General features: G+C 65.6%; 26 protein-coding genes and 1 riboswitch. Of the genes, 9 read left to right on the top strand and 17 right to left on the bottom strand.

Annotation, left to right across the window (positions count from 1 at the left end):
* Positions 1-5 precede the first annotated feature (5 nt).
* Positions 6-275, top strand: a complete 270-nt coding sequence (locus tag BBTA_RS29205; protein ID WP_012046106.1) for a DUF2277 domain-containing protein — start codon at positions 6-8, stop codon at positions 273-275.
* Between the two features lie 44 nt (positions 276-319).
* Here the strand turns inward: BBTA_RS29205 and BBTA_RS29200 are convergent, their stop codons facing one another.
* Positions 320-862, bottom strand: a complete 543-nt coding sequence (locus BBTA_RS29200; RefSeq protein WP_012046105.1) for a collagen-like protein — start codon at positions 860-862, stop codon at positions 320-322.
* 162 nt (positions 863-1024) lie between these two features.
* On the bottom strand, positions 1025-1294 hold the full coding sequence (locus tag BBTA_RS29195; RefSeq protein ID WP_041750961.1) for a helix-turn-helix domain-containing protein: 270 nt from the start codon (positions 1292-1294) through the stop codon (positions 1025-1027).
* A 407-nt stretch (positions 1295-1701) separates the two neighbouring features.
* Here BBTA_RS29195 and BBTA_RS29190 point away from each other — a divergent pair, with 407 nt between their 5' ends.
* Positions 1702-2142 (top strand): hypothetical protein, encoded by a 441-nt coding sequence (locus tag BBTA_RS29190; RefSeq protein ID WP_012046104.1) that lies wholly within the window; start codon positions 1702-1704, stop codon positions 2140-2142.
* Between the two features lie 165 nt (positions 2143-2307).
* On the opposite strand, the gene BBTA_RS29185 is transcribed toward BBTA_RS29190, so the two are convergent.
* Positions 2308-2808 carry a mismatch-specific DNA-glycosylase gene (locus tag BBTA_RS29185; RefSeq protein WP_012046103.1) on the bottom strand — a complete coding sequence of 167 codons (501 nt, stop codon included), beginning with the start codon at positions 2806-2808 and terminating at the stop codon, positions 2308-2310.
* 113 nt (positions 2809-2921) lie between these two features.
* Between BBTA_RS29185 and BBTA_RS29180 the strand changes: the two genes are divergently transcribed.
* Positions 2922-3545: a glutathione S-transferase family protein gene (locus BBTA_RS29180; protein ID WP_012046102.1), complete on the top strand. Its 624-nt coding sequence runs from the start codon at positions 2922-2924 to the stop codon at positions 3543-3545.
* 30 nt (positions 3546-3575) lie between these two features.
* Here BBTA_RS29180 and BBTA_RS29175 read toward each other — a convergent pair whose 3' ends face one another.
* The 9 genes from BBTA_RS29175 to BBTA_RS40945 all read right to left on the bottom strand — a co-directional run bounded on the left by BBTA_RS29175 (position 3576) and on the right by BBTA_RS40945 (position 11196).
* The gene (locus BBTA_RS29175; protein WP_012046101.1) at positions 3576-3845 is read right to left on the bottom strand and encodes a hypothetical protein; all 270 of its coding nucleotides are present in this window, start codon (positions 3843-3845) and stop codon (positions 3576-3578) included.
* Between the two features lie 198 nt (positions 3846-4043).
* The gene (locus BBTA_RS29170) at positions 4044-4301 is read right to left on the bottom strand and encodes a hypothetical protein (protein WP_012046100.1); all 258 of its coding nucleotides are present in this window, start codon (positions 4299-4301) and stop codon (positions 4044-4046) included.
* Positions 4302-4668: 367 nt separating this feature from the next.
* Positions 4669-5055 (bottom strand): RidA family protein, encoded by a 387-nt coding sequence (locus BBTA_RS29165; RefSeq protein ID WP_012046099.1) that lies wholly within the window; start codon positions 5053-5055, stop codon positions 4669-4671.
* A gap of 169 nt (positions 5056-5224) precedes the next feature.
* On the bottom strand, positions 5225-7126 hold the full coding sequence (gene thiC, locus BBTA_RS29160; protein ID WP_012046098.1) for a phosphomethylpyrimidine synthase ThiC: 1902 nt from the start codon (positions 7124-7126) through the stop codon (positions 5225-5227).
* 143 nt (positions 7127-7269) lie between these two features.
* Positions 7270-7878: a thiamine phosphate synthase gene (locus BBTA_RS29155; protein ID WP_012046097.1), complete on the bottom strand. Its 609-nt coding sequence runs from the start codon at positions 7876-7878 to the stop codon at positions 7270-7272.
* Entirely contained in the window at positions 7865-8647 is a 783-nt protein-coding gene (locus tag BBTA_RS29150; protein WP_012046096.1) for a thiazole synthase, read from the bottom strand. Before BBTA_RS29150 ends, BBTA_RS29155 begins: the two co-directional genes overlap by 14 nt.
* Positions 8648-8981: 334 nt before the next feature.
* On the bottom strand, positions 8982-9179 hold the full coding sequence (thiS, locus tag BBTA_RS29145; RefSeq protein WP_012046095.1) for a sulfur carrier protein ThiS: 198 nt from the start codon (positions 9177-9179) through the stop codon (positions 8982-8984).
* Complete coding sequence (locus BBTA_RS29140) at positions 9170-10186, bottom strand: FAD-dependent oxidoreductase (RefSeq protein ID WP_012046094.1); 1017 nt, start codon at positions 10184-10186, stop codon at positions 9170-9172. The genes thiS and BBTA_RS29140 overlap by 10 nt, the downstream gene beginning before the upstream one ends.
* A riboswitch (TPP riboswitch) is annotated at positions 10174-10284 on the bottom strand. (Overlaps the previous gene by 13 nt.)
* Positions 10285-10362: 78 nt before the next feature.
* Positions 10363-11196: a transglycosylase SLT domain-containing protein gene (locus BBTA_RS40945; RefSeq protein WP_012046093.1), complete on the bottom strand. Its 834-nt coding sequence runs from the start codon at positions 11194-11196 to the stop codon at positions 10363-10365.
* A gap of 207 nt (positions 11197-11403) precedes the next feature.
* On the opposite strand from BBTA_RS40945, the gene BBTA_RS29130 reads away from it, so the two are divergent.
* The 3 genes from BBTA_RS29130 to BBTA_RS29120 all read left to right on the top strand — a co-directional run bounded on the left by BBTA_RS29130 (position 11404) and on the right by BBTA_RS29120 (position 14144).
* Entirely contained in the window at positions 11404-12885 is a 1482-nt protein-coding gene (locus tag BBTA_RS29130) for a hypothetical protein (RefSeq protein ID WP_012046092.1), read from the top strand.
* A 145-nt stretch (positions 12886-13030) separates the two neighbouring features.
* Positions 13031-13282 carry a hypothetical protein gene (locus BBTA_RS29125; RefSeq protein WP_012046091.1) on the top strand — a complete coding sequence of 84 codons (252 nt, stop codon included), beginning with the start codon at positions 13031-13033 and terminating at the stop codon, positions 13280-13282.
* 325 nt (positions 13283-13607) lie between these two features.
* On the top strand, positions 13608-14144 hold the full coding sequence (locus BBTA_RS29120; protein ID WP_012046090.1) for a PRC-barrel domain-containing protein: 537 nt from the start codon (positions 13608-13610) through the stop codon (positions 14142-14144).
* Between the two features lie 63 nt (positions 14145-14207).
* Here BBTA_RS29120 and BBTA_RS29115 read toward each other — a convergent pair whose 3' ends face one another.
* The 5 genes from BBTA_RS29115 to BBTA_RS29095 all read right to left on the bottom strand — a co-directional run bounded on the left by BBTA_RS29115 (position 14208) and on the right by BBTA_RS29095 (position 20729).
* A complete protein-coding gene (locus BBTA_RS29115; protein WP_012046089.1) occupies positions 14208-15611 on the bottom strand; it encodes an ATP-binding protein in 1404 nt (467 codons plus the stop codon).
* Between the two features lie 23 nt (positions 15612-15634).
* Entirely contained in the window at positions 15635-16375 is a 741-nt protein-coding gene (locus BBTA_RS29110; protein WP_012046088.1) for a response regulator, read from the bottom strand.
* 424 nt (positions 16376-16799) lie between these two features.
* The gene (locus BBTA_RS29105; RefSeq protein WP_012046087.1) at positions 16800-18011 is read right to left on the bottom strand and encodes an ABC transporter substrate-binding protein; all 1212 of its coding nucleotides are present in this window, start codon (positions 18009-18011) and stop codon (positions 16800-16802) included.
* 104 nt (positions 18012-18115) lie between these two features.
* Entirely contained in the window at positions 18116-19750 is a 1635-nt protein-coding gene (locus BBTA_RS29100; protein WP_012046086.1) for a DUF4403 family protein, read from the bottom strand.
* Between the two features lie 283 nt (positions 19751-20033).
* Positions 20034-20729 carry a L,D-transpeptidase gene (locus BBTA_RS29095; protein WP_012046085.1) on the bottom strand — a complete coding sequence of 232 codons (696 nt, stop codon included), beginning with the start codon at positions 20727-20729 and terminating at the stop codon, positions 20034-20036.
* A 355-nt stretch (positions 20730-21084) separates the two neighbouring features.
* Here BBTA_RS29095 and BBTA_RS29090 point away from each other — a divergent pair, with 355 nt between their 5' ends.
* The 3 genes from BBTA_RS29090 (at position 21085) to BBTA_RS29080 (ending at position 23657) form a co-directional block, all read left to right on the top strand.
* Positions 21085-22140, top strand: coding sequence for a glycosyltransferase family 1 protein (locus BBTA_RS29090; protein ID WP_012046084.1), 1056 nt, complete (start codon positions 21085-21087; stop codon positions 22138-22140).
* Between the two features lie 51 nt (positions 22141-22191).
* The gene (locus BBTA_RS29085) at positions 22192-22881 is read left to right on the top strand and encodes a class I SAM-dependent methyltransferase (RefSeq protein ID WP_085972643.1); all 690 of its coding nucleotides are present in this window, start codon (positions 22192-22194) and stop codon (positions 22879-22881) included.
* A gap of 143 nt (positions 22882-23024) precedes the next feature.
* On the top strand, positions 23025-23657 hold the full coding sequence (locus BBTA_RS29080) for a hypothetical protein (RefSeq protein ID WP_012046082.1): 633 nt from the start codon (positions 23025-23027) through the stop codon (positions 23655-23657).
* Positions 23658-23816 lie beyond the last annotated feature (159 nt).

Here is a 23816-nt window from a genome sequence, read left to right as displayed (position 1 = left end):
CTGTCATGTGCCGCAACATCAAGACGCTGTTCAATTTCGAGCCACCGGCGACGGAGGCCGAAATTCAAGCCTCGGCCTTGCAGTTCGTGCGCAAGCTGTCCGGCTTCAACACGCCGTCGCAGGCCAACGAAGCCGCCTTCGCACGTGCGGTGGAGGAGGTGGCCGACGCGGCCCGGCGGCTGTTGAGCTCGCTGCAGACCCAGGCTCCGCCGCGCGATCGCGAGATCGAGGCTGCCAAGGCGCGCGAGCGTTCGGCCGCCAGATTCGGCCGCTGAGTTCGGCCCAAGCCGGGCGGCCGCGCCAGGGCGGGCCGCGACGCTCAGAACGCCTCGTCCTCCGCGTCCGGCTCGTCGGCGTGCATCTCGTGCTTCTTCTTTTTTTTGTGCTTCTTCTTTTTCTTCTTTTTCGGCACGTCGATCTCGTGGGGATCGTCGTCCTCGAAGGCCTCGTCCAGCGCGTCGTCATGCTGGACGGCGGCGAAGATGTCGCGCACGGCGAGTTGCGCGGCCTCGCGCTCATGCGCCTCGCGGTCACGCGTGCGCTTGTAATCCTCATAGGCCTCGAAGATCTGCTCCAGCCAGGGCATCAGCTGGTCGATGGTCGGCAGCGTGCCGGGCGGTCCCTGTTCGCCGCGCGGGCCTTGCGGTCCCTGCGGCCCTGCAGGCCCCTGGGGCCCGGGTTTGCCTGGCGGACCAGCCTCGCCACGCGGTCCTTGCGGGCCGGGTTTGCCCTGTGGTCCTGCTTTGCCGTCAGGACCGGGCTTGCCGCGCTGGCCATCCGGTCCGCGCTTCCCAGGCTGCCCCTGCGGGCCACGTGGACCCGCTGGGCCCTGCAGGCCGCGTCCGGCCGGATTCTTCGCCACTACCGCAACTCCGCTACGATCATTTGATTCGCAGCGAAGGGTAACAGAGCCACAACAACCGCAGCAATTGCAGCAGAGCCGCGAGGCCGATCGATCAACATCAATCGGCACCGCGTCCTGATGAGTTCCATGCGAAGGGATTTCGCATGGTCCACCGTCGTCTCAGGCCGTATAGGCCGGGACCGCAATGCCCTCGGCGGTGTAGCCGCGGATCTTGTTCCGCAGGGTACGAACCGGCATCCCGAGCAGCCTGGCGGCGTGGGTGCGATTGCCGTTGCAGCGCGCCAGGGTCTGAACGATGAGCTCGCGCTCGATGTCTGACAGCGGCGTGCCGATCAACAGCGGCAGAACCTCCGTCGCGGAGGGCGACGGCGGCATAACGAGTGGAACGAGTGACGGACTTGCGGCATCGGCTGACAACTCTTGTGACATAACTCCTCCCGATCAACGCCCGCACCGGATGAAAACGGTGCGAAAACATCGAGACCAACTAAACATCCAGCCCGTAAATCACCGTGGTCGGACAAGGTTAACGGGTCCTTAACGCAACATCGTAGCGGCCGCCTGGGGCTGAAATACCCCTAAAGCGCCATGGTTTTGCGCGGGTCTCGACCCATTTCGCCTCCCGGCGTGCCTGTGCGCCCGGCGGCGCGGGTCGCCCGGATCGCCGGGCCGGCCGCGCGGGGGCGAAGTGGCGGCATTTCGAACACACAAGCGGCGCCATATGCTTGGCGCCGCGCAAAGGGCTAAATTCGGCCCGATCGATTCGATTGGTGGGGCGCGATTGTCACATGTGGCTATCGAATGACCTCGACTTCACGTCACTGGAGATTTGATCCATGAAAATTGCGTCCTTCCTTCGCGGTATGCTGGTGGCACTGACGGCCGCAGCCGGCGCCGTTCTGCCCACCACCGCGCATGCGGATGGCGGCTTCATCACGCTGACCATCTACAAGGCGGGATGGATCATCGGCGGCTCCGGCGGCAGTGGCATGTTGCATTTCCATGGCCGAGCCTATCCGCTGTCGACCGGTGGCCTCGATTGGGGGCTTGTGTTCGGCGGCTCGCGCACGGTGCTGCGCGGTCGCGTCAGCAACATCTGGCGTCCGTCCGATGTCGAGGGCGTCTATGGCGCCGCCGGTGCGGGCCTTGCCGTCGGCCGCGGCGTGCGTGGCATCGTGCTGACCAATCAGAAGGGCGCGGTGCTCGAACTCTCGGGCGAGCAGATCGGGCTGTTGGCCAATGTCGATCTGTCGGGCCTCGCGATCACGATCAGGTAGTTGCGGCATCCTTCGACCAAACAACAATCGTCGTCGCCCGGCTTGACCGGGCGATGACAGCCGAACGCCACAGCCGTTCGGCTGGTCCTTCCGCAGTCTGATGCGCCGGCTTGTCGGCCGCCATCACGTCCAGCGCGGCTCATCTCCCTTGTCCAGGATCATGCGCTAGCCCGACGCGACGTGCTCGGCCAGATCCTGCCACGGCTGCAAGGTCCACGCACCGGACGCGGCGCCGGAGGGCGAGGCGAGCACGAACGCCGTCGGGAAGTCATCCTGCTCGGATTGGCGCCCCAGGGCGATCGCGCCGGTCGGCTTGCGGTAGAACAGGCTCGCCGCCTTCTTGCTGGTGAAGGCGATGGTGCGCGGCCGATGACGCCGGATCTTTGCCGCAAAGCCCGCGACATCGACGCCGGCCTTCAGCGCCACATGGTCCATGCCCGCACCCTGCTTGCAGAGGTCAGTGAAGCCGATGCCGAGCGACAGCAGCGCCGGAAATTCGTGCGGTCGATACAGCCGCGGCGTCAGGCCGACCGCGAACAGCGTCGGCCAGAAACGGTTGCCGGGATGCGCGTAATAATGCCCGGTCGCGGCCGAGCGGGCGCTCGCGGCGGTGCCGACGAAAACGAGGCGGAGGCCGGGCTTGAGCTGATCGGGCAGGCGGTCCATGGGCGGGATCTGTCGCATTATTGCGGGATCAGCAACAAGCCATTGATGCCGCGTTGCGTTGTAGGTGTCATGGCCTCGGCTTAGACCTTGCGGCGGAACGACGGGAGCCCTGCATGACCCAACGCCGCCTCTATCACTTCGCTTTGTCCGGCCATGCACATCGTGCGCGGCTGATGTTGCATCTGCTCGGCCTCGACTGCGACTATGTCGAGGTCGACCTCAGCGGCGGCGCGCATAAGCGGCCGGATTTTCTGGCGCTCAATCCGTTCGGCCAGGTGCCGGTGCTGGTCGAGGGCGATGCCGTGATCCCCGACTCCAATGCCATCCTGGTCTATCTCGCGCGCCGCTATGATGAGTCCGGCCGCTGGCTGCCGCGCGATCCGCTCGGCCAGGCCCAGGTGCAGCGCTGGCTGTCCGCCGCAGCAGGGCCGCTCGCCTTCGGAGCGGCCGCGGCACGGGTGGCGACCCTGTTCGGCGCTCCGCTCGACATCGCGAGGGCGCATCAGCTCGCGAACGGCCTGTTCGCGGTCATGGAGCAGGAGCTGGGCCGCCGGCCGTTCCTTGTCGGCGACGTGCCGACCATCGCCGACATCGCCCATTACAGCTACACGGCGCATGCGCCCGAGGGCGGCATCGCGCTGGCGCCTTACCCCCATGTGACGGCGTGGCTGGCGCGGATCGCCGCGCTGCCGGGCTTCGTGCCGATGCAAGCGAGCCCGGTTGCCGGCCCAGCCTGAGCGCAGCCGGCGGCCACGGCTCCGCCCCGCTTACAGGAAGCAGCGGCGCTCGTCGCGCAGCTTGAGCTGGATGTTGGTGGCCTCGACGAAGGTCGGCACCGGCTTGGAGACGATCTTGTAGCTCGAGGGCCATTCCAGCGGCTTCGACTGCAGCTCGGTGTTCCAGATCTGGCAGATGCCGGTGTTCTCCCAGCGGATCACGTAATAGCCGGTCTTGGCGGCTGGCGCGGCCAGGGCCGGGGTTGCGAGCGAGGCGGCCGTCAGGGCCGCGGCGGCAGCGAGAGTGGTCAAGCGACGCATCGTCAATCTCCTGAAACAAACCGACCAGATCATCATGGCTGCAGCCGCGGCCACGATGCAGCCGCGGCAGCCACCGCGAAGTGGTGCGACAAAAGGGCGGGCCGCGCAAGGCGGGACCGCGATCCGTTCACAGCGATGTCGGCCTACGCGCGGCGAGGGCGGGTGCCCGGTGACCAGCACCAGCGCGCTGGCGGCGCCTCACAGCGTGCAGCGGCCCTGCCGACGCAGCCTGACCTGCAGGTTGACCGCCTCATTGAAGGTCGGCACCGGGCGGCTGACGATCTTGTAGCCCGACGGCCAACGGATCGGCTTGAACGTGAACGCCTCGCTCCAGACCTGGCAGATCCCGGTGTTGTCCCAGCGAAGGATGTAATAGCCGGCCTGTGCCGGGGTGGAGGCAAAAGCAGAAGCGGCAGCAAGGCCGCCGACAATACAAGCGGTGGTGAAACGCGACATCGACAACTCCGGCAACAAGCAGGCCCCGATGGGGCGGGCCCTGTGTGGGTGCTCGGTGGTTCCTTTTGAAGGCGCCGATGGCGGTTTTGTGCGGCAAATGCGCGCGAACCGCCACACCTCGCCGCAGCGTGGCCGCGCCGCATCAGGGCTGTGCTAAGTTGCGCGTCAGCGCGTCGGGTTCAAACGATTGCCCTGCCTGAGCTGTAAAGAGGGGTAGCGCCGAGAGAAAGCCTCGCCGCAGATGGTCTTTGTGCAGATGGTCTTTGTAGGGGCGCGTAACACAGCGCGGCGTAGGGTGGGTGACGCGAACGTCCCTCCATCATCTGTCAGTTTGGCGCCTTTGTCGATCGCCGTCCGCTAACCCATCCTACGGTTTTGCGACCGCGGCGACACCCTCGATCTCGATCAACATCTTCGGATCGGGCAGCGCGACGACGACACAGGTCGTCCGCGCCGGATACGGCGCTGGTCCGAACGCCGCGGCATAGAGCCGGTTCATGGTCGCGACATCAGCCGCGCGCGTCAGCAGCACGTTGACCTTGACGAGATCGCGAAGGCCAGCGCCGCCTTCGGTCAGCACGCGCGTGAAGTTGGTCACGATGTTGGCGAACTGCGCCTCGAACTCATCGGGCAGGTTGCCGTGGGCGTCGAAGCCGGGGATGCCGGAGATGAACAGGAGGTCGCCGATCCGCGTGCCGAACGACAGCGGCGGAGCTTTGACGTGCGGTGGGGCGGGGATGTGGTGGATGGGCATGTGGCCTCCGTCGATTACTTCATTCAGATCAAGCTGAAGCGGGTCTGCGACGATGTGAAGTTCTGAAGCAAACAGCTAAGGTCATCAAACAAGAAGCCGGGCTTGCGCCCGGCTTGATAGATGGCCGGGTCTGCGCCCGGCAATGACGATGGAGAGAGCGGGGCGGGCGTCAGGACAACGCCTTGTTGCTCTCCTTCACTTTGTCAGCATCGAGATACACGCTGCCGCCCATTTCCTTGAACTTGGCGCTCATCTGGGCCATGCCGTCTTCGATGGTGCCGCTGATGGTCACGCCGACGGTGGTCGGATCGTTCAGCGTGGCGGCGTAGTCGCGGACGTCCTGGGTGATCTTCATCGAGCAGAATTTCGGGCCGCACATCGAGCAGAAATGCGCGACCTTGTGGGCTTCCTTGGGCAGGGTCTCGTCGTGGAAGCTCTTGGCCGTGTCCGGGTCGAGACCGAGGTTGAACTGGTCGGTCCAGCGGAACTCGAAGCGGGCGCGGGACAGCGCATCGTCGCGCAGCTGCGCGGCGGGATGGCCCTTGGCGAGATCGGCGGCGTGGGCGGCGATCTTGTAGGTGATGACGCCGGTCTTGACGTCGTTGCGATCGGGCAGACCGAGATGCTCCTTCGGCGTCACGTAGCACAGCATCGCGCAGCCGAACCAGCCGATCATGGCGGCGCCGATGCCTGACGTGATGTGGTCGTAGCCGGGTGCGATGTCCGTCGTCAGCGGCCCGAGCGTATAGAACGGCGCCTCGCCGCACTCCTTGAGCTGCTTGTCCATGTTGATCTTGATCTTGTGCATCGGCACGTGGCCGGGGCCCTCGATCATGACCTGGCAGCCCTTGTCCCAGGCGATCTTGGTGAGCTCGCCGAGCGTCTCCAGCTCCGCGAACTGCGCGCGGTCGTTAGCGTCCGCGATCGAGCCGGGGCGCAGGCCGTCGCCGAGCGAGAACGAGACGTCATACTTGCGCATGATGTCGCAGATCTCGTCGAAATGCGTGTAGAGGAAGCTCTCCTTGTGATGCGCGAGGCACCACTTGGCCATGATCGAGCCGCCGCGCGAGACGATGCCGGTGACGCGTGACGCGGTGAGGTGGATGTATTGCAGCCGCACGCCGGCATGGATGGTGAAGTAGTCGACGCCCTGTTCGCACTGCTCGATCAGCGTGTCCTTGTAGAGCTCCCAGGTCAGCTTGACCGGATCGCCGTTGCACTTCTCCAGCGCCTGGTAGATCGGCACCGTGCCGATCGGCACCGGCGAGTTGCGCAGGATCCATTCGCGGGTGGTGTGGATGTTGCGGCCGGTCGAGAGGTCCATCACCGTGTCGGCGCCCCAGCGGATCGCCCACACCATCTTGTCCACTTCCTCCTCGACGGACGAGGTCACCGCCGAGTTGCCGATATTGGCGTTGATCTTGGTGAGAAAGTTGCGGCCGATGATCATCGGCTCCAATTCGGCGTGGTTGATGTTGCAGGGGATGATGGCCCGTCCCCGCGCGATCTCGGAGCGCACGAACTCCGGCGTGATGAAGGCGGGGACCTCGGCGCCAAAACTCTCGCCGTCGGCGAGCGCGGCTTCGGCGCGTTCCAGCTGCTGCTTGCGGCCAAGATTCTCGCGCTCGGCGACGTAGATCATCTCCTTGGTGATGATGCCGGCGCGGGCGAATTCGAGCTGGGTGATCTTGTGACCGTCGAGGCCGCGCAGCGGCTTGTGATGCGCGATGAAGGCTTTCGCCGCCTTGTCGGCGCCGACATTGCCGTTGTCCTCCGGCTTGATGTCGCGCCCCTCATACTCCTCGACGCCACCGCGTTCGAGCACCCAGGCCGTGCGGTTGCGCGGCAGGCCGGCATTGACGTCGATGGTGACGGAGGGATCGGTGTAGGGGCCCGACGTGTCGTACACCGGCAGGTTCGGCTCGCCGGCGGCCTCGGAGAGGATGATCTCGCGCAGCGGCACGCGCAAATCGGGCGCGGAGTCCGGCGCCGCATAGATCTTGCGCGAGGAGGGCAGCGGACCGGTGGTCACGGCGGGCAGTGTCGTGTCGGGATTGGAGCGGATGTTCATGGGATCCTCCTTCTCAATTGTCGTTGTCGGAGTGAATGGCGGACGTCATTGCGAGGCGCGTGAGCGAGGAAGTCATCGAGAGCGGCACGCGCGGCCCTGGATTGCTTCGCTGCGCTCGCAATGACGGTGGAGATCGCGGAGCATCAGGCCAGCTCCTTCGTTGCGTCGAGCCAGGCGCGGACGCGGGCGTCTGGGTCAGCGTTCTGGGTGACGTCGGAGACGACGGCGATCGAGTCGGCACCGGCGGCAAAGATCTCGGCTGCCTGCTCGAGCTTGATGCCGCCGATCGCGACCAGCGGGATATTGCCGACGCGCTGTTTCCAGACGCTGATCTTCGGGATGCCCTGCGGGGCGAAGCGCATCGCTTTCAAGGTGGTCGGGAAGATCGGCCCCAGCGCGACATAATCGGGTTCGGCCGCGAGCGCATTCTCCAGCTCGGCATCGTCATGGGTGGAGAGGCCGAGCGTGAGGCCAGCCTGCTTGATCGCCCTGACGTCGGCGTCCGCCAGATCCTCCTGGCCGAGATGGAGATGTTCGGCACCGGCAACGATCGCGGCGCGCCAATAGTCGTTGACGATCAGCTTCGTCGCCGTGCCCTTGGTGATCTCGAGCGCGTCGGTGACGATCTGCAGCGCCTCGCCATCATTGAGATCCTTGGCGCGCAATTGCACTGTGCCGACGCCGAGCTTGGTCAGGCGCTCGACCCAGGCAAGGCTGTCGACGACGGGATAGAAGCGATCAGGATACGGCATGCCAGAACGGTGTCCCAACGACAGGGGTGGAGGGCGAGGCGAAGTCGCGGGCGTCCATCAGCCCGGCCTCGTAGGCGGTACGGCCGGCATCACAGCCGAGCCTGAAGGCGCGGGCCATCGCCACCGGGTCGGCAGCCTTGGCCACCGCAGTGTTGAGCAGCACCGCGTCATAGCCGAGCTCGAGCGCTTCGGCCGCGTGAGAGGGAGCGCCGAGGCCGGCGTCGACGACGAGCGTGATGTCGGGCAGGCGGTCGCGCAGCAGCTTCAGCGCATCGCGATTGATGATGCCTTTCGCGCTGCCGATCGGTGCCGCCCACGGCATCACGACCTTGCAGCCGGCATCGACCAGCCGCGTCGCGACCGAGAGATCCTCGGTGCAATAAGGGAAGACCTCGAAGCCGTCCTTGATCAGGATCGTCGCCGCCTCCACCAGGCCGACGACGTCCGGCTGCAGGGTGTCGTTGTCGGCGATGACTTCGAGCTTGATCCACGACGTGCCGAACAATTCGCGCGCGAGCTTGGCGGTGGTGACGGCCTCGCGGACGCTGCGGCAGCCGGCGGTGTTCGGTAGCACCGTGACGTTGAGCTCGCGGATCAGCTTCCAGAACGCATCGCCCGATTTGCCGCCGGCGGCCTCACGGCGCAGCGACACCGTGACGATCTCGGCCCCGGAGGCGCGGATCGCGTCCTGCATGATGGCCGGCGACGGGTAGAGCGCGGTGCCGATCAGCAGGCGGGAGGTGAAGGTCTTGTCGTAGAAGGTGGGCATTAATTGTCTCCGTCGTTGCGGACGGTGGTTGCCACAATGGAAGCTGCCACCCCTGCGAAAGCGGGGATCCAGTATTCCAGAGGCCGTGCGGTCAGGCCGAAAGGGCGCGGTGGATTGGATCGCCCGGTCAAGCCGGGCGATGGCAGTTGGGGGTGGAGCGCGACCTCTCTTCCCACGTCGTCCCGGCGAAAGCCGGAAGCCATGCCGTGCGATATCGCGCAGGGGCACGGTGGGAGAGATCGGGTGTCCTCACGGCCGCCGGTGGCTATGGGTCCCCGCCTTCGCGGGGACGACAGCGGAGTATCACGAACGAGCGAGCAATCCACGGCCATCATCACCCTCCCTGCCGGGGGGTGATGATCTCGATCTCGTCGCCGGCCTTCAGCGGCGTCTCGGACCAGCGGCTCTTGGGCACCACGTCGTAGTTCAGCGCGATGGCAAAATGGCTGCCTTCATAGTCGAGCTCGGACAGCAGCGCGGCGACATCGGTCGAACTGATGTCACGGGCCTCGCCATTGACGGTCACGCGCATCGCATCACCTCATTGTCGATCTGGCCATGCGCGACGTAGTTCAAGGTCGCCTGCGCCAGGGCCGGCGCGATCAGGAAGCCGTGGCGATAGAGGCCGTTGACGCGGATCTCACGCTCGCTCGTCACGGTGATGCGCGGCAGATTGTCCGGATAGGCCGGCCGCAGCCCCGAGCCGAATTCGAGGATGCGCGCCTCGCCGAACGCCGGATGCACCGAATAGGCGGCGCCGAGCAGCTCCAGCGCCGAGCGCAGGGACACGCCGGTGTCCTCGGCCTCCAGCGAGGTCGCGCCCAGCATGAACAGGTTGTCGGCGCGCGGGATCAGATAGAGCGGCCAGCGCGGATGCATCAGCCGGACCGGCCGCGCCAGCTGCACCTCGGCGGTTTCGATCAGGATCATCTCGCCCTTGACGCCGCGCAGCTCCGGCTCGGCGTCGCGTGCATCGAGGCCGCGGCAGTCGATCACGAGACCGTCGAGATCGGACGCCGTGACGTTGCTGTTGAACAGCACGCGGCCGCCGGCCTCGATGATGCGCTGGTGCAGCTTCGGCAGCACGCGGCGCGGTTCGACATGGCCTTCGGTCGGATAGAATAGCCCCTCGCGGAAGCGGCCCTCCAGCGACGGCTCCAGCGTTGCGAGCTGCGCCGCGTCGAGGCGTTCATAGCCGGAGGTGCGGCGGGCGAAACGGTCGTAATCGGCGCGGTCGCGCGCATGCGCGATCACCAGCGAGCCGTTGAACGGCGTCTCCGGCAGCTCGCGCCGCCACAGCGCGAGCGAGGCGAGGCCGAGCCGGCTGATCACAGGTTCTGAAATCTCGCTCTCGCAATAGGGAGCCAGCATGCCGCCGGCCCAGTGACTGGTGGAGAGCATCAGGTCGGCGTCGCTGCGTTCATGCAGCGTGACGGCGTGGCCGGCGCGCGCGAACAACAGCGCCTGCCAGGCGCCGGCAATGCCCGCGCCGATGATGGATACGGGACGATCCCCGCCTGTCGTGGTTGTCTGCTGCATCCCTGTCCCTTCGCCGGCATGACCCGGATCAGGTTCAAAGGGTCACCGCATCACGTGCGGTATCTCAGCTCCCCCTCGGAGCTCCCCTCGGAACGCGCTTAAAATAGACCGATACGGTCCCGTGTCAACGGAGTGTCACGGAAAGACAGGTCCGATCGCCGAGGAACCTATTGCGTTCAATGCGCGCGGGCGTGACGGACAGGGGTGATTTTCGGCGTGATGTCGAGCGGGGCGGCGACGCGCTCGGGCCGGGCGAATGGCCGCGCATCGGCGAGACGCTGCCGCTTGGCCTCCTCATAATAGCCCTTGGCGAAATAGGCCACGGCGCGGTCGTGATCGCCGCGGGCGGCGCGATAGGCGCCAGCGAGGTATTTCACGCCATAGGTGAGGTTGGTGTTCGGATCGTGCAGGCCGGCCGCGTCGCCGGTGTAGCCGAGGCCGCGCGCGGTGCCGAGCTTGATCTGCATCAGGCCGATGCAGCCGCAACGGCCGACCAGGTCCTTTTGATATTTGCTCTCGCGCACGATCACGCGGTGGATCAGCGCCTCGGGAACGTCGTTGGCGGCAGCGTGGACGGCGACCAGCGCATCGATATGCGGATGGCCGGTGTTCATGTGCTTGGGCTTGACGTCCGCCGCCTTGCGATCGGTCTCGCGGGGCTCGGCCGCCGGGGTGTCGACCGGCACCGCCTCGGCCTCGGCCGCCGGAGCGGCCGCATTGGCGTCGACCGGCTGCGAATTGTCGGCGCCGCTCACCGCTTCGATCGCCTCGACTTCGCGCGCGGCCTTGGTGACGGCGCTGTGCGCGGCGAGCTCCTTGATCCCGTCCGGGCGGACATGGGCCAGCTTGACGGCCGTGCTGGCCTTCGCGCCCGTCTTGCCGATCTTGGCCTTCGCCGCCGAAGCGGGGGCCGCATCCTCGGCAGCCAAATCTTCCGCAGCCATGGCCGCCGGCAGGTGGCCGGCCATCGCAAGGCCTGCGATCCAGGCCGTCAGCACGAGACGTTTCATGTGTCAGGATCCCCCGGGAACCACGCGCGTGCCAAGCAGCCCCCCGGCACACGTTTAACACTTTACGCACCGTAATTGGCGCGATCGCCGGGCGATAATGTGGCAGAATTGGGGCGGGACTGCCGGCGGCCGCGGCGCCACGGTTTACTCCGAATTAGACGGGGCGTGCTTGGCTGGCCGAAAGCTCCGAGCCAGGTCCATGCCGCGATGACGCTGTCCGTCACCCACACCGAAGCGACCATCCGGCCGTCACGCGCGCTGTTGCCGCTGTGGGTCGGCGCCGGCGTCTATGCGCTGCTGCTGATCTCCGGCAACCGTCTGCTCAACGATCCGGACACGCTGTGGCAGATCACCGTGGGGCAGTGGATCCTCGATCACCGCGCGGTGCCCGAGGTCGACGTCTACTCCTTCACCATGCGCGGCGCGCCCTGGATCTCGACGCAATGGCTGGCGCAGGTCGGCTATGCCGCGGCCTACCGGCTCGCCGGCTGGACCGGCCCGGTGGTGCTGGCGGCGTCGGCGATCGCGCTGGCCTTCGCACTGTTCGCGCGTGCCCTCGGCCGGCATCTGCGCGACAGCACGATGCTGGTGTTCGTCGTCGCCGCGTTCCTGCTCTGCCTGCCGCATCTGCTGGCGCGGCCGCATGTGCTGGCGTTTCCGATCCTGGTGGCCTGGATGGCGGGATTGATCGACGCCGCCGATCGCAAGGCGGCGCCGCCTCTGGCGCTGGTGCTCCTGATCGCGCTGTGGGCCAATCTTCACGGCGGCTTCGTGTTCGGCCTGTTCTTCATGGCGCCCGCTGCGCTTGATGCGGTGGTCAATGCCGAGCCGCCGCTTCGCCGCGCGCTGGCATTGCGCTGGATGGCGTTCGCCGCGCTCGCTGTGGCCGCGAGCTGCTGCACGCCCTATGGCTGGAACGCGCTGCTCGCGGCGCAGAAGATCCTGTCGCTCGGTCAGGCACTGCCGCTGATCGTCGAATGGAAGGCGGCGGACTTCCAGGGCCTCGGGCCGTTCGAGATCTGCCTGCTGCTGGCAATCGGCTTTGCGCTGTATCATGGGCTCAAGCTGCCACCGGTCCGCATCCTGATGCTGCTCGGCCTGCTGCACATGGCGCTGGCCCAGGCGCGTGCTGCCGAGATCCTGGCGTTGGTCGGACCGCTGGTGATCGCCGCGCCGCTGGCGCGGCAGTTGGACCCGTTGCCCGCCGCCCCCGCGGGGGCGCGGGCAGCGCTGACATCGGCCGTGGTGCTCGCGCTCGGCGCCGGCACATTGGCGTCCTTGTCGGTCCTGACCTTCGCGCCGAACATGCGCGGCACGCCGGTGGCGGCCGTGACCGAGCTCAAGAAGCTCAATCTGACGCGCGTGCTGAACGACTATGATTTCGGCGGCTATCTGATCTCGACCGGAATAGCTCCGTTCATCGACGGCCGCACCGAGCTCTATGGCGAGACGTTCTTCGTCGATCACAACGCCGCATCAGGCCTGATGGAGCCGGACAATCTGTTCCGGCTGCTCAAGGACTACGACATCGAGGCGACCTTGCTGCGCACCCAGAGCGCGGCGACCAAGCTGCTCGACCATGTCGATGGCTGGCAAAAAGTCTATGCCGATGATATCGCCACCATTCATCTGCGCAAAGCGGGCGCCCGTCACACCGCGGAACCGCCGGTCGATTCCGGCAGGAATTGATTCAATCCTGATGATCTGCACGTGAGGTCCGATGTCGCGCGGCATCTCGGCGCGTGCAAATCAGGCAGTGCTCGACTATCATGACCGTGTCCGTTCGACAGCAAGCCTGACTCATTCAAGAAACTGAACAGAGAGGGAGCGCGTCATGGCCGTGAAGGCAACCGACACCACCGCCGATCGTTTCAGCAACAACAGGCAGGCCGACATCCGCGTCCTGGACCTGCCGCGCAACAATCCCTGCGCCCAATGCGGCGAGCCGATCGCGCTGCCGTCCTGGGTCGAAAAGGATGGGCGGCGCACCGCCTTTCTCTGGCGTTGCCGCCTCTGCGACTATCGCTATGAGACCATCGCGTTCTATGCCGAGGCCGTCGATCAGGACGACGCGCTGGCCGCCTAATCAGGCCCAGCGAGCTCGCTGCCTTTTGTCGCGGCGGGCGCACATCACTCAGTCTCGCGGATCGATGGATGCGGCCGGACGGCTTGAGCCGTCCGGCCATCCGCGTTGATATCCGCAAGCCTGCACTGATGTCTCGGCAGATCCGGGCGCGACACGCGACGACATCGCGGGCGTCTTGATGCGATTTGCCGGAACCGTCACTCAGGCACAGTTCGGCGCTGCACTGAGACCGCTTGTCGCGCAGCATGACGAAATCGGAGTTCCCGCGGAACGGTGACTGTCCGCTGCAGTTCTCTCGTCACCATTCACTGAGAGGAGACACCACATGATGATGAAGACTGTTGCGGCCGGCCTGGCCGGTTCCCTGCTGCTCGCGACCGCTGCCTTTGCTGCGGAGAGCACCACCACCACGACCAGCACCACGACCACCGCCAATACCACGGCGGCGTCGTACCAGGGCGATTGGCGCAGCTCCAAGCTGGTGGGCGTGAAAGTCTACAACAACAACAACGAGAATGTCGGCTCGATTGACGACCTGCTCGTCGACAAGAGCGGCAACGTCAAGGGCGTCGTGATCGGCGTCGGCGGCTTTCTCGGCATGGGCGAGCACCTCGTCGCGGTCTCGTTCGACCAGGTGAAGTTCTCGGATCAGCCGGTGCAGTCCAACACCGCCTCCAACGCTCCGGCCTCCGGCACGACCTCCTCGACCACGCCGCCGGCGACCACGACGACGGGGGCTGCCACCGGTACGTCGTCCTCGTCGATGAGCTCTTCGAAGAACCGCTGGTATCCCGACCACGCGATGATCAACGCGACCAAGGACCAGCTGAAGTCGATGCCCGAGTTCAAGTACTCGGAGTAAGAGAACAGCGATCGATACGCTGTGTCGCGGCGCGCCCGGTTCATCCGGGCGCGTTCGCGCATGTCAGGCTGCAGGGCGCAGGCTGCTGCGGCTCAGCGGCAGCTCGATGCGTGCGATCAGTCCGCAGGGGTGTCGGTCGTGCAGCGACAACTCGCCGCCATGGGCCTGAACGATCGCCTTGGCGATCGACAGTCCGAGCCCGAAGCCGGTGGCCTCGTCCATGTTGCGGGCATCGTCGCCGCGCACGAAGGGTTCGAGCATATCCGGCTTGAGGGCATCCGCGATGCCCGGGCCGTCATCCTCGACGTCGATGGTCAGGCGATTGCCCGAGACCGTCAGCCTGATCACGATCTCCTTGCCATATTTCGCGGCGTTCTCGACCAGGTTCGTGACCGAGCGCATCAGATCGTCAGGCCGCACGGTGGCCATGGCGTGGATCGGACCGACATAGCTGACCTGATGGCCGACATCGGCGAACTGATCGGCGACGAGTTGCAGGATGCTGGCAATATCGACCAGCGTCATCGGCTCGAGCTTGCGGCCGTTGCGCAGGAACGACAGCACCGATCCCAGCATTGTATGCATCTGGTCGAGGTCGGCCAGCATGCGGCTGCGCTGCAGCTCATCCTCGACGAACTCGCAGCGCAAACGCATCCGGGTCAGGGGCGTGCGCAGATCATGGCTGATTGCCGCGAGCATCTTGGTCCGGTCGTTCATCAGCGCGGTGATGCGCTGCCGCATCCGGTTCAGCGCGCGCGCCAATGAACGGATTTCTTCCGGCCCGCGTTCGGGCAGCGCGGGCGCATCACCATCGAGGCTGAAATTCTCCGCGGCCCTTGCGAAGCTCGACAGCGGCGATGTCAGCGCGCGCGCGGCCCAGAGGCCGAGCAAGGTCGTGCTGATCAGTGCGAACAGGATGGTCGTCAACCATGGAGCGCCCCAGAACGGTGGCCGCCGCGGCCGGTCAGGAGTCTTGGCCGTGATCAGGTCACCGTCGGGCAGTGCGACGACGACACGCCGCGTGCCCGATCCGGGTGGCGACATGAAGATCCGGTAGCCGGGGCCGAGGCCGCGAAAGCCGCCGGGTCCGGGAGGTCTGCCGTCAGGTCCGTGGTGGGGTTCGAAGCCTGGTCCGCCCGCGCTCGGCGCGCCTTCCGCGCCTGGCTCGGGCGCTCGTCCGGGGTCGGTCGGTAGCGGACCGGAATGAGGTTTGATGTCGAACTCGGGATAGGCACGAACGATATCGGCCATCAGCCGTGGGCGGTCGTCGGCGGGGGCCCGACCGAGAATGCGGATGGCGGTCGCAAGCTGGAACGGACCTGCCTCGCTCTCACCCTCGGGCTGCTCTGCCCGATAGATCAGGAATGTTGCGGTGATGATCGCATGCAGCGCAACGATCGAGATCGCCACCAGAGCCGTGATCTGGCCACGGATGCCCTTCAGGTTGAGAAAGCCGAACGACATCATCCGCCATCATCCGATCCGAGCGGTCAGTGGTTCTGCGGCGCCGTCACCACCTCGACGACAGGCGTGAACATGTAGCCGCCGGACCGCACCGTCTTGATCATGGTGGCCTCCTGCGGATCCGGCTCGATCTTGCGGCGGATGCGGCTGACCAGCACGTCGATGGAGCGTTCGAACGAGCCGGCGCTGCGGCCCTGCGTCAGGTCGAGCAGGCTGTCGCGCGACAGCACGCGCCCCGGCCGTTCGCAGAAGGTGCGCAACAGATCGAACTCGGCGCTGGTCATGGCGACGCGTGCGCCTTCGGGATTGCGCAGCTCGCGCAGCCGGAAATCGATCCGCCAGCCGAGGAAGCTCAGCGCGGTCGCGCCCTCGGTTGCGCTTGCGGTCATCGCGGCGGCCTGCCGGCGCAGCACGGCATTGATCCGGGCGAGTAGCTCGCGCGGATTGAACGGCTTCGGCAGATAGTCGTCAGCGCCCATTTCCAGCCCGAGAATGCGGTCGACATCCTCGCCCCGCGCAGTGAGCATGATGATCGGCACCTGCGATTCGGCGCGTAGCTTGCGGCAGAGGGTCAGGCCGTCCTCGCCCGGCAACATCACGTCGAGGATCAACAGGTCGATCCGGTGATCGCCCATGATGCGGGTCATCTCGCGGCCGTCGGTCGCGGTCGTGACATTGCAGGAATTGTTGCGCAGATATTTCGCGATCAGCGTCCGCGTTTCGCGGTCGTCCTCGACGACAAGGATGTGTGGTTGTGTCTGGGCCATACCGTCAATTGACCTAGAATCGCGGCGTTTTGCGAAGAATTTTGTTACGTAATGTTTCCTGGCGGCAATGTCAGGCAAGCCAGTGAAACGTCTCTCCTACCTGTTGCTGCTTTCATCAGGGCCCGTCAAGCTCAGGGTGAAGAAGCGCGCCAACCGTGGCTTCAGGTCGTTGCCGACGGTTGATGCATCAGGCTACCGTGGGCAGCACGGCTTGCGTTGGTAGCGGTGCTCGGGGGCGGCTTGGAATGCTTCAAAAAAGCAACGCGCCAGGCTTGGCCAGGCGCGCTGTCAGGAACGAGTTGGCAGGCCGTCGTCCGAGATGACCATGATGTGTTTCAACAGAACCGCATCCTGATCTTATCTCTTTGTTTGAGCATGATCTTTTCGGAAAACCGGTTTCCACTTTTCCGGATCATGCTCCCATTCACTTCACCAGCGGGCAGCCGCCTTTGTCGAGCGGACGGAACGCCTCGTCGCCCGGCACGGTCGCGATCAGCTTGTAGAGGTCCCAGTCGCCCTTCGACTCCTCCGGCTTCTTGACCTCGAACAGATACATGTCGTGCACCATGCGGCCGTCGATGCGGATCTTGCCGTTCTTGGCGAAGAAATCGTTCACCGGCGTCGCGCGCATCTGCTCCATCACCTTCGGCGCCTCGTCGGTGCCGATGGCCTCGATCGCCTTGAGGTAATGCATCGTCGCCGAATAGAGCCCGGCCTGGATCATGGTCGGCATGTGCCCGACCTTGTCGTTGAAGCGCTTGGAGAAGGCGCGGGTCTCGTCGTTCATGTCCCAATAGAACGCATCGGTGACGATCAGTCCGGCGGTCGATTTGATGCCGAGGGAGTGAACGTCGGTGATCTCCATCAAGAGCGCGATCATCTTCTGGCCGCTCTGCGCCAGGCCGAATTCCGCCGCCTGCTTGAGCGCGTTCTGCGTATCGCCGCCGGCGTTGGCGAGACCCACCACCTTGGCCTTGGACGCCTGGGCCTGCAGCACGAAGGAGGAGAAGTCCGACGAGTTCAGCGGATGGCGCACGTCGCCGAGCACCTTGCCCCCGGCCTCCTTCACGACATTGGCGGCGTCACGCTCCAGAGCCTGGCCGAACGCGTAATCGGCGGTGATGAAGAACCAGGTGTCCTCGCCGCGCTTGACCATCGCCTTGCCCGCCACGTTCGACAGCGCGTAGGTGTCATAGGTCCAGTGCACCGTGTTGGGCGAGCATTGGCTGCCGGTGATGTCGGATGAACCGCCGCCGGAATTGATGTGGATCTTGTTCTTCTCGCGGGTCAGCGCCGAGATCGGCAGCGCGACCGAGGAGGTTGGCACGTCGAAGATGGCATCGACCTTCTCATTGTCATACCAGTTGCGGGCGATGTTGACGCCGACATCCGGCTTGTTCTGGTGATCGGCCGAGACGACTTCGACCTTCTTGCCCTTGACCTTGCCGCCATAGTCCTCGACCGCCATCTGCACGGCCACCAGCGAGCCCTTGCCGGTCGCGTCCGCATAGAGGCTGGACATGTCGGTGAGCACGCCGATCTTGACGACATCGTCCGAGATCGTCTGGGCCTGAGCGGTTCCGCAGAGGGCCGCGAGCGCGAGGGCTGCGGCGACGGCTTGCGCCGAAGGTTTCATGTTTCTCTCCCGAGATTGTTGTTGTTGGCGGGCGCAGTTCTAGCTGTCTTGACTGCGTCCTGCAAAGCGAGGCCGCGCATGGGACCGTTGCGAAAGGTTTCAGCTCACAGCCCTGGCAGCGCGTTGACACGCACCGTCATCGTCCCTTCGGCCGAGCCGATGACGCGCAGCGTTGTGGCGTCGAAGGCAATGTCGGTCAAAGCGAGATTGTTGATGTCGGTATCGACCCTGACGCCGTTCTCGTTCTTGTGCAGTTCGGCCATCGCGGCGGCGACCTTCTCACGAAGATTGTCGGCGAACGGCTTGAGATCGATCACCGAGCGCTCCAGCAAGGCACGCTGCAGATGCGGGACCGCAGCGCGCGCGGCGGCGCCGAGCAGGCCGAAGGCCGCATCCGATTCCACAGCCAGCTGCAGGTCGGACAGGCGCAGGATCTGCTGCGCCTGGTCGACCATCGGGCGGCCCCAGATATGGACGGTCGCCTCGGCCCCGAACCCGAAGAAGCTTTCCTTCTCCTTGCCCTTGACCTGGAGCGAGATCAGCAGCCGGTTACCGGAGGGGACCACGGTCGCATGCTTCACGGTGACGGCGACCGGGCCGGAGCCGTCTTCCGGAAACGTCCGCCCGGCGAGTTGCGAATCGACGAGCTTGTTGAGTTCGGTGAAGGGCACGTCGATCGGAACCGCGACATTGATGCCGCCGGCCGTGGGCGGCACGATCGTGATCTTTTCCGGGAACGGGCATTCCGGCTTGGTCTGCGCCGGCGTCACCCGTGTTTCGGCTTCGATCCCGATCGTGGCCGTGACGGCATTGGCGTCGATCACGGGTTGCGCGGCCAGCGCCCGGGTCGGCTTGATCTCGAGCCAGACGGCCGGCAGGCCGGGCGCGGTGCCCTGCAGCGGGACCGAGCGACACGCGCGCTCCCATTGGATCTGCGCGTTCCGCCGCAGGGTCGGGTCCTTGCGCAGCCGTTCGCTGAGCACGCCGAGCTGATCATTGACGTTCTTGTCGATGATCGGCTTCATCTGCGCCGGCACGTTGAGGCGCGCCCCGGCAACGGTCAAAGCCGTATCGCCCAGGTTGACCTGGGCGGCGAAGTTGGGCTCGACATACCAGGACGCGGCCAGCCGGGGGCGCATCGCGATCATGACATTGCCCTTGATGTCGGCGGTCGCGTTGAGGTTCTTGATATTGACCCCGATCTGTTTGGCGGCGTCCGATCCAAGCAGCCCGCCGATGGCGTCTCCCAGGGCCCCGGTGGTCTTGGCCGACAACGAGCCCGTGACGTTGAGTCGGCCCGACAGCGGCGTCGCGAGCGACAGTGTATCCTGGGCACCGGTTGCGGCGATGGCGCCGCGCGACACGTTCCAGCCGATATCGGCATTCTGCAGCAGCTGCGTGACCGGATTCTCGGCCTTGCCCGAGAAATTGCGCGGCGTCGCCTTTTCGGCGGCGTCGCGGATGGCGCCGAGCGAGACCGACACCGGCGCCATGATGATCGAGTTGCGGGTCGCGGGCGGCAATGGCGGCAACGCGGCCAATGGCGGTGCGGGGGTGGTGCTTGAGAACAGAAAGACTTCCGCGACGATGATGCCGATGAGAACGAGCGCCGCGAGCCCGGCCGCACCGAACAGGATGATTCGCAGCGGCGGCGGCGAGCGTCGCAGCGGCGGCTGCGATTTCGGAGCCAGCGGATGCGGCTTGTTCTGCCAGTCCGGACGCGGCGTCGGAAGCTTCATGTCGTATCCACGGACTCCAGCGGTGGCGATCCCGGCGCGCTCCGGCAACGGCGCGATCGCGGTTAATGCAAGGTTGCCAAGCTTACAGGGCCAAACGCAGGCGCGCCAGGGCAGCCGGACGCGCTGCCCGCCATCATTCGGTCGCGATGGTGAATGGCGCAAGCGGCGCCAGACGGCGCATCAGACCAGCGCGCAAAAAAAGACCGCCTGAGGCGCGGGGCCCGGGCGGTCCAAGTCTGGGAGGAAGGGGAAGATGAGAAGTGAACGATTGCAGGCGTGACGATCAGCGGGTGATGCGGCCGAGATCGGCGCGACGGTCCATCGGCAGCACGATCACCTTGGCGCCGACATTGACGCGCGCATAGAGGTCGATGACGTCCTGATTGGTCAGACGGATGCAGCCCGAGGACACATGCGTGCCGATCGTTGCCGGCTGGTTGGTGCCGTGGATGCGATAGATCGTGCCGCCGAGATACATGGCGCGGGCGCCCAGCGGATTGCCCGGTCCGCCGGCCATGTGACGCGGCAGATAGGGCTGGCGGGCAATCATTTCCGGTGGCGGCGTCCAGTCCGGCCATTCGGCCTTCCTGGTGACCGATTGGGTGCCGGACCAGGTGAAGCCATCACGGCCGACGCCGATGCCGTAGCGCATCGCCTGGCCGTTGCCGAGCACGTAGTACAGATAGGTGTTGGGCGTATCGATGATGACGGTGCCTGGCGCTTCGCGGGTCGCGTAGTTCACCACCTGGCGGCGCAGGCGGGCCGGCAACTCATAAGCTGTTGCGTCGTCCTCGCTGGGCGCGAGAGTCTGCGGTTCGGCTACCGGCGGCTCGAAGCTCGCAACCGGCGGCAGCAGGAAAGGAAACGGGAGCGGGGCCGGCGAGGCGGCCTGTGTCGGCGTGGCCGTCACGATGGTCGCCGTCATCAGTGCGCCGGCGAGGATGCGGAAATGCGAACGGAATATGCCTGAGGTGAACATCAATGTCCCCTGTTTGATCGCGCGTGCGCCGCTGCCGTTACGCCGGTCAGCGGATTTGAAATCAGTCGCCTGTCATCAGCTTTGGCGCAGCTTGATCGGCGCCTTATGCTGCAACTCATAAGGGAGAAAAGTTTCGTTGCGTTTTCGTAGCAGGTGCAAAACGGCTTCGTCGGCTTAACCGTTTGTTTCATGACGGTTTCACGACAGCAGCTGCGCCGCGGGGGCCACGGACATCGCGGAAAACGGCCGGGAGCGGCAAAAAGAACCTTCGACAGTTCGATGACGTCACACGCCTGAAATAAGAATGTCGGAATTTGCGGATGTTCAGAATCGCTGCAACTTTCCGGATCGACTTATGCGGATCTTAATCGCAACCGACGCCTGGCACCCGCAGGTCAATGGCGTGGTGCGCACGCTCACGTCGCTGTCGCGCGCGGCCGCGGGCCTCGGCGCCGATATCACCTTCCTCACGCCGGAGGGGTTTCCGTCATTCGGCGTGCCGACCTATCCGGGCCTGCGGCTTGCGATTCCCAAGTTCAGCGAAATCGCTCGCCGCATCGAGGCCGCAGCGCCCGATGCAATTCATATCGCGACTGAAGGCACGATCGGCTGGGCCGTGCGCCGCTATTGCCTGCGCCATGGCTTGCCATTCACGACGTCCTACACGACGCGCTTCCCGGAATATGTGTCGGTGCGCACCGGCATTCCCGACGCGGTCGGCTACTGGGTGATGCGCCGCTTTCACGATGCTGCCGCCATGACCATGGTGGCGACCAATTCGCTGAAGCAGGACCTGGCCTCGCGCGGCTTCAAGAAGCTCGGCTTCTGGACCCGCGGCGTCGACACCAAGCTGTTCAATCCGGACGAGCCGGCCGCGCTCGACCTGCCGCGTCCGGTGTTCATGACGGTCGGCCGCGTCGCGGTCGAGAAGAACCTGGAAGCGTTCCTGTCGCTCGATCTGCCGGGCTCGAAGGTCGTGGTCGGCGGCGGTCCGCAGAAGGCCGAGCTGGAGCGCCGTTTTCCGAAGGCGCATTTCCTCGGCGAGAAGACCGGCAAGGACCTGACCGGGCATATGGCGGCCGCCGACGTCTTTGTGTTTCCGAGCCTGACCGATACTTTCGGCGTGGTGCAGCTCGAATCGCTGGCCTGTGGCACGCCGGTGGCGGCGTTCCCGGTCACCGGACCGCTCGACGTCATTGCCGATCATCCGATCGGTGCGATCGACTGGGACCTGCGCGCCGCCTGCCTCAAGGCCCTGACCATGTCGCGCGAGACCTGCCGTGCCTTCGCGCTGGATCGCTCCTGGGAGAACAGCGCGCGCCAGTTCATCGGCAATCTCGCCGTGCTGCAGCCGTCCCGTGCCGTGCGTCCCACGCCGGTGCTGGTCGGGCAGAGCGCCGTGCGCGGCTGATAGCCAACATCGCGTCACCACATCAATTGCAAAACAGAGTGAGATGTAACGATGGCAGAAACCATGAAGCTCCGCGGTGCGCAGGAGCTCGATTTCGATCGCGAGCAGGTCGAGCAGGCCTATGATCGCTGGGCGCCGATCTACGACCTCGTCTTCGGCGGCGTGTTCGAGAAGGGCCGCAAGGCCGCGATCAGCGCCACCAACAAGCTCGGCGGGCGCGTGCTCGAGGTCGGTGTCGGCACCGGCATCTCGCTGCCGCTTTATGCCCCGCATGTCCGGGTGTTCGGCACCGACATTTCCGAGGCGATGCTCGGCAAGGCGATGCGCCGCGTCGCCGAGCAGCGGCTGAAGAATGTCGAGGGTCTGGCGGTGATGGATGCCGAGAACCTCGATTTTCCCGATGACTCCTTCGATGTCGTGATGGCGCAATATGTCGTGACCGCCGTGCCGAATCCGGAAGTCGCGCTCGACGAGTTCGCCCGCGTGCTGCGTCCCGGCGGCGAGCTGATCATCCTCACCCGCGTCAGCGCCGATGACGGCCTGCGCCGCGTCATCGAGCAGGCGCTGCAGCCGGTGGTGCGCCGGCTCGGCTTCCGCACCGCCGAGTTCGGCTGGTCGCGCTACATGCGCTGGCTCGCCGGCGCGCAGCGCATGGAGCTGGTCGAGCGCCGCCTGATCCCGCCGCTCGGACACTTCTCGCTGGTGCGCTTCCGCAAGCAGGACCTCGCTGCCGCAGCCTGAGGCGCGGCAGCCTCCCTCCGCGGCGCGCGCTTCTCGGTAGTTCTCGACGTTTTCTTGCGTCCGATCGTGTGACATCTTGATGATGTCACACGATCTACACCGAATCCCTGTACACGACCTGCAACTCATTCTTCGGAGCAACCATGATCAAGCATTTCCTGGAGCAGCTGCGGATCCAGCGCTGGGACGACCATCGCTATTACCACCACAGCCGCATCAATCAGAGCCTGCACTTCGTCAGCGCGCTCAGCTTCCTGATCGCCTATGTGATGATGGTGTTCGATCCGCTGATGTCGGCGCTGATCGGCTGGCTGGTGTCGATGACGTCGCGCCAGGCCGGGCACTTCTTCTTCGAGCCGAAGGGCTATGACCACGTCAATCAGGCGACCCACGAGCACAAGGAAGAGATCAAGGTCGGCTATAATCTGCAGCGCAAGGTCGTGCTGATGTCGATCTGGGCCGCAGCGCCGGTGGTGCTGTATCTGCAGCCGGCCCTGTTCGGCCTGCTGTCGCCCTGGACCACGGCGATGGATTTCGCCCGCGAAACCGCCAAGCTCTGGCTCGTGATCGGCATCGGCGGCCTCGTCTTCCGCACCGTGCAGCTGTTCTTCATCCGCGACGTCGAGACCGGCCTGGTCTGGATGACCAAGATCATCACCGACCCGTTCAACGATTTCATGCAGTATCGCTCGGCACCGCTGGCGCTGCTGCGCGGCGAGCTGATCGATCCGGGCCTGCACCTGATGGGCGAGAATCTCGAAGAGCAGCACGCCTGAGCCGGGCGCTCGACCTGAACTGCGCGATGCCCGGGCCGGTCCCGGGCATCGGTGTTTGTGGGGATGTCTCGATGTTGGACGCAAGCTGTCGCGATGAGCGCGGTGCACGCCCTTCTCCGCTTGCGGAGGAGGGCCGGGGAGGCGGCAGGCTTGCTGTGC

The sequence above is a fragment of the Bradyrhizobium sp. BTAi1 genome (assembly GCF_000015165.1).
GTDB lineage: Bacteria > Pseudomonadota > Alphaproteobacteria > Rhizobiales > Xanthobacteraceae > Bradyrhizobium > Bradyrhizobium denitrificans.
This window is presented reverse-complemented; position numbering and strand designations above follow the sequence as displayed.

Bases quoted from the DNA above. Each gene is read 5' to 3' on its own strand.
- BBTA_RS29115 (WP_012046089.1), bottom strand. From the start codon at position 15,611: ATGATGTCGTTCGGCTTTCTCAACCTGAAGGGCATCCGTGGCCAGATC.
- BBTA_RS29190 (WP_012046104.1), top strand. From the start codon at position 1,702: ATGAAAATTGCGTCCTTCCTTCGCGGTATGCTGGTGGCACTGACGGCC.
- BBTA_RS29100 (WP_012046086.1), bottom strand. From the start codon at position 19,750: ATGAAGCTTCCGACGCCGCGTCCGGACTGGCAGAACAAGCCGCATCCG.
- BBTA_RS29175 (WP_012046101.1), bottom strand. From the start codon at position 3,845: ATGCGTCGCTTGACCACTCTCGCTGCCGCCGCGGCCCTGACGGCCGCC.
- BBTA_RS29170 (WP_012046100.1), bottom strand. From the start codon at position 4,301: ATGTCGCGTTTCACCACCGCTTGTATTGTCGGCGGCCTTGCTGCCGCT.
- BBTA_RS29180 (WP_012046102.1), top strand. From the start codon at position 2,922: ATGACCCAACGCCGCCTCTATCACTTCGCTTTGTCCGGCCATGCACAT.
- BBTA_RS40945 (WP_012046093.1), bottom strand. From the start codon at position 11,196: ATGAAACGTCTCGTGCTGACGGCCTGGATCGCAGGCCTTGCGATGGCC.
- BBTA_RS29105 (WP_012046087.1), bottom strand. From the start codon at position 18,011: ATGAAACCTTCGGCGCAAGCCGTCGCCGCAGCCCTCGCGCTCGCGGCC.
- BBTA_RS29195 (WP_041750961.1), bottom strand. From the start codon at position 1,294: ATGTCACAAGAGTTGTCAGCCGATGCCGCAAGTCCGTCACTCGTTCCA.
- BBTA_RS29095 (WP_012046085.1), bottom strand. From the start codon at position 20,729: ATGTTCACCTCAGGCATATTCCGTTCGCATTTCCGCATCCTCGCCGGC.
- BBTA_RS29140 (WP_012046094.1), bottom strand. From the start codon at position 10,186: ATGCAGCAGACAACCACGACAGGCGGGGATCGTCCCGTATCCATCATC.
- BBTA_RS29155 (WP_012046097.1), bottom strand. From the start codon at position 7,878: ATGCCGTATCCTGATCGCTTCTATCCCGTCGTCGACAGCCTTGCCTGG.
- BBTA_RS29185 (WP_012046103.1), bottom strand. From the start codon at position 2,808: ATGGACCGCCTGCCCGATCAGCTCAAGCCCGGCCTCCGCCTCGTTTTC.
- thiS (WP_012046095.1), bottom strand. From the start codon at position 9,179: ATGCGCGTGACCGTCAATGGCGAGGCCCGTGACATCAGTTCGACCGAT.
- BBTA_RS29080 (WP_012046082.1), top strand. From the start codon at position 23,025: ATGATCAAGCATTTCCTGGAGCAGCTGCGGATCCAGCGCTGGGACGAC.
- BBTA_RS29205 (WP_012046106.1), top strand. From the start codon at position 6: ATGTGCCGCAACATCAAGACGCTGTTCAATTTCGAGCCACCGGCGACG.
- BBTA_RS29090 (WP_012046084.1), top strand. From the start codon at position 21,085: ATGCGGATCTTAATCGCAACCGACGCCTGGCACCCGCAGGTCAATGGC.
- BBTA_RS29125 (WP_012046091.1), top strand. From the start codon at position 13,031: ATGGCCGTGAAGGCAACCGACACCACCGCCGATCGTTTCAGCAACAAC.
- BBTA_RS29110 (WP_012046088.1), bottom strand. From the start codon at position 16,375: ATGGCCCAGACACAACCACACATCCTTGTCGTCGAGGACGACCGCGAA.
- BBTA_RS29130 (WP_012046092.1), top strand. From the start codon at position 11,404: ATGACGCTGTCCGTCACCCACACCGAAGCGACCATCCGGCCGTCACGC.
- BBTA_RS29085 (WP_085972643.1), top strand. From the start codon at position 22,192: ATGGCAGAAACCATGAAGCTCCGCGGTGCGCAGGAGCTCGATTTCGAT.
- BBTA_RS29150 (WP_012046096.1), bottom strand. From the start codon at position 8,647: ATGCCCACCTTCTACGACAAGACCTTCACCTCCCGCCTGCTGATCGGC.
- BBTA_RS29165 (WP_012046099.1), bottom strand. From the start codon at position 5,055: ATGCCCATCCACCACATCCCCGCCCCACCGCACGTCAAAGCTCCGCCG.
- BBTA_RS29120 (WP_012046090.1), top strand. From the start codon at position 13,608: ATGATGATGAAGACTGTTGCGGCCGGCCTGGCCGGTTCCCTGCTGCTC.
- thiC (WP_012046098.1), bottom strand. From the start codon at position 7,126: ATGAACATCCGCTCCAATCCCGACACGACACTGCCCGCCGTGACCACC.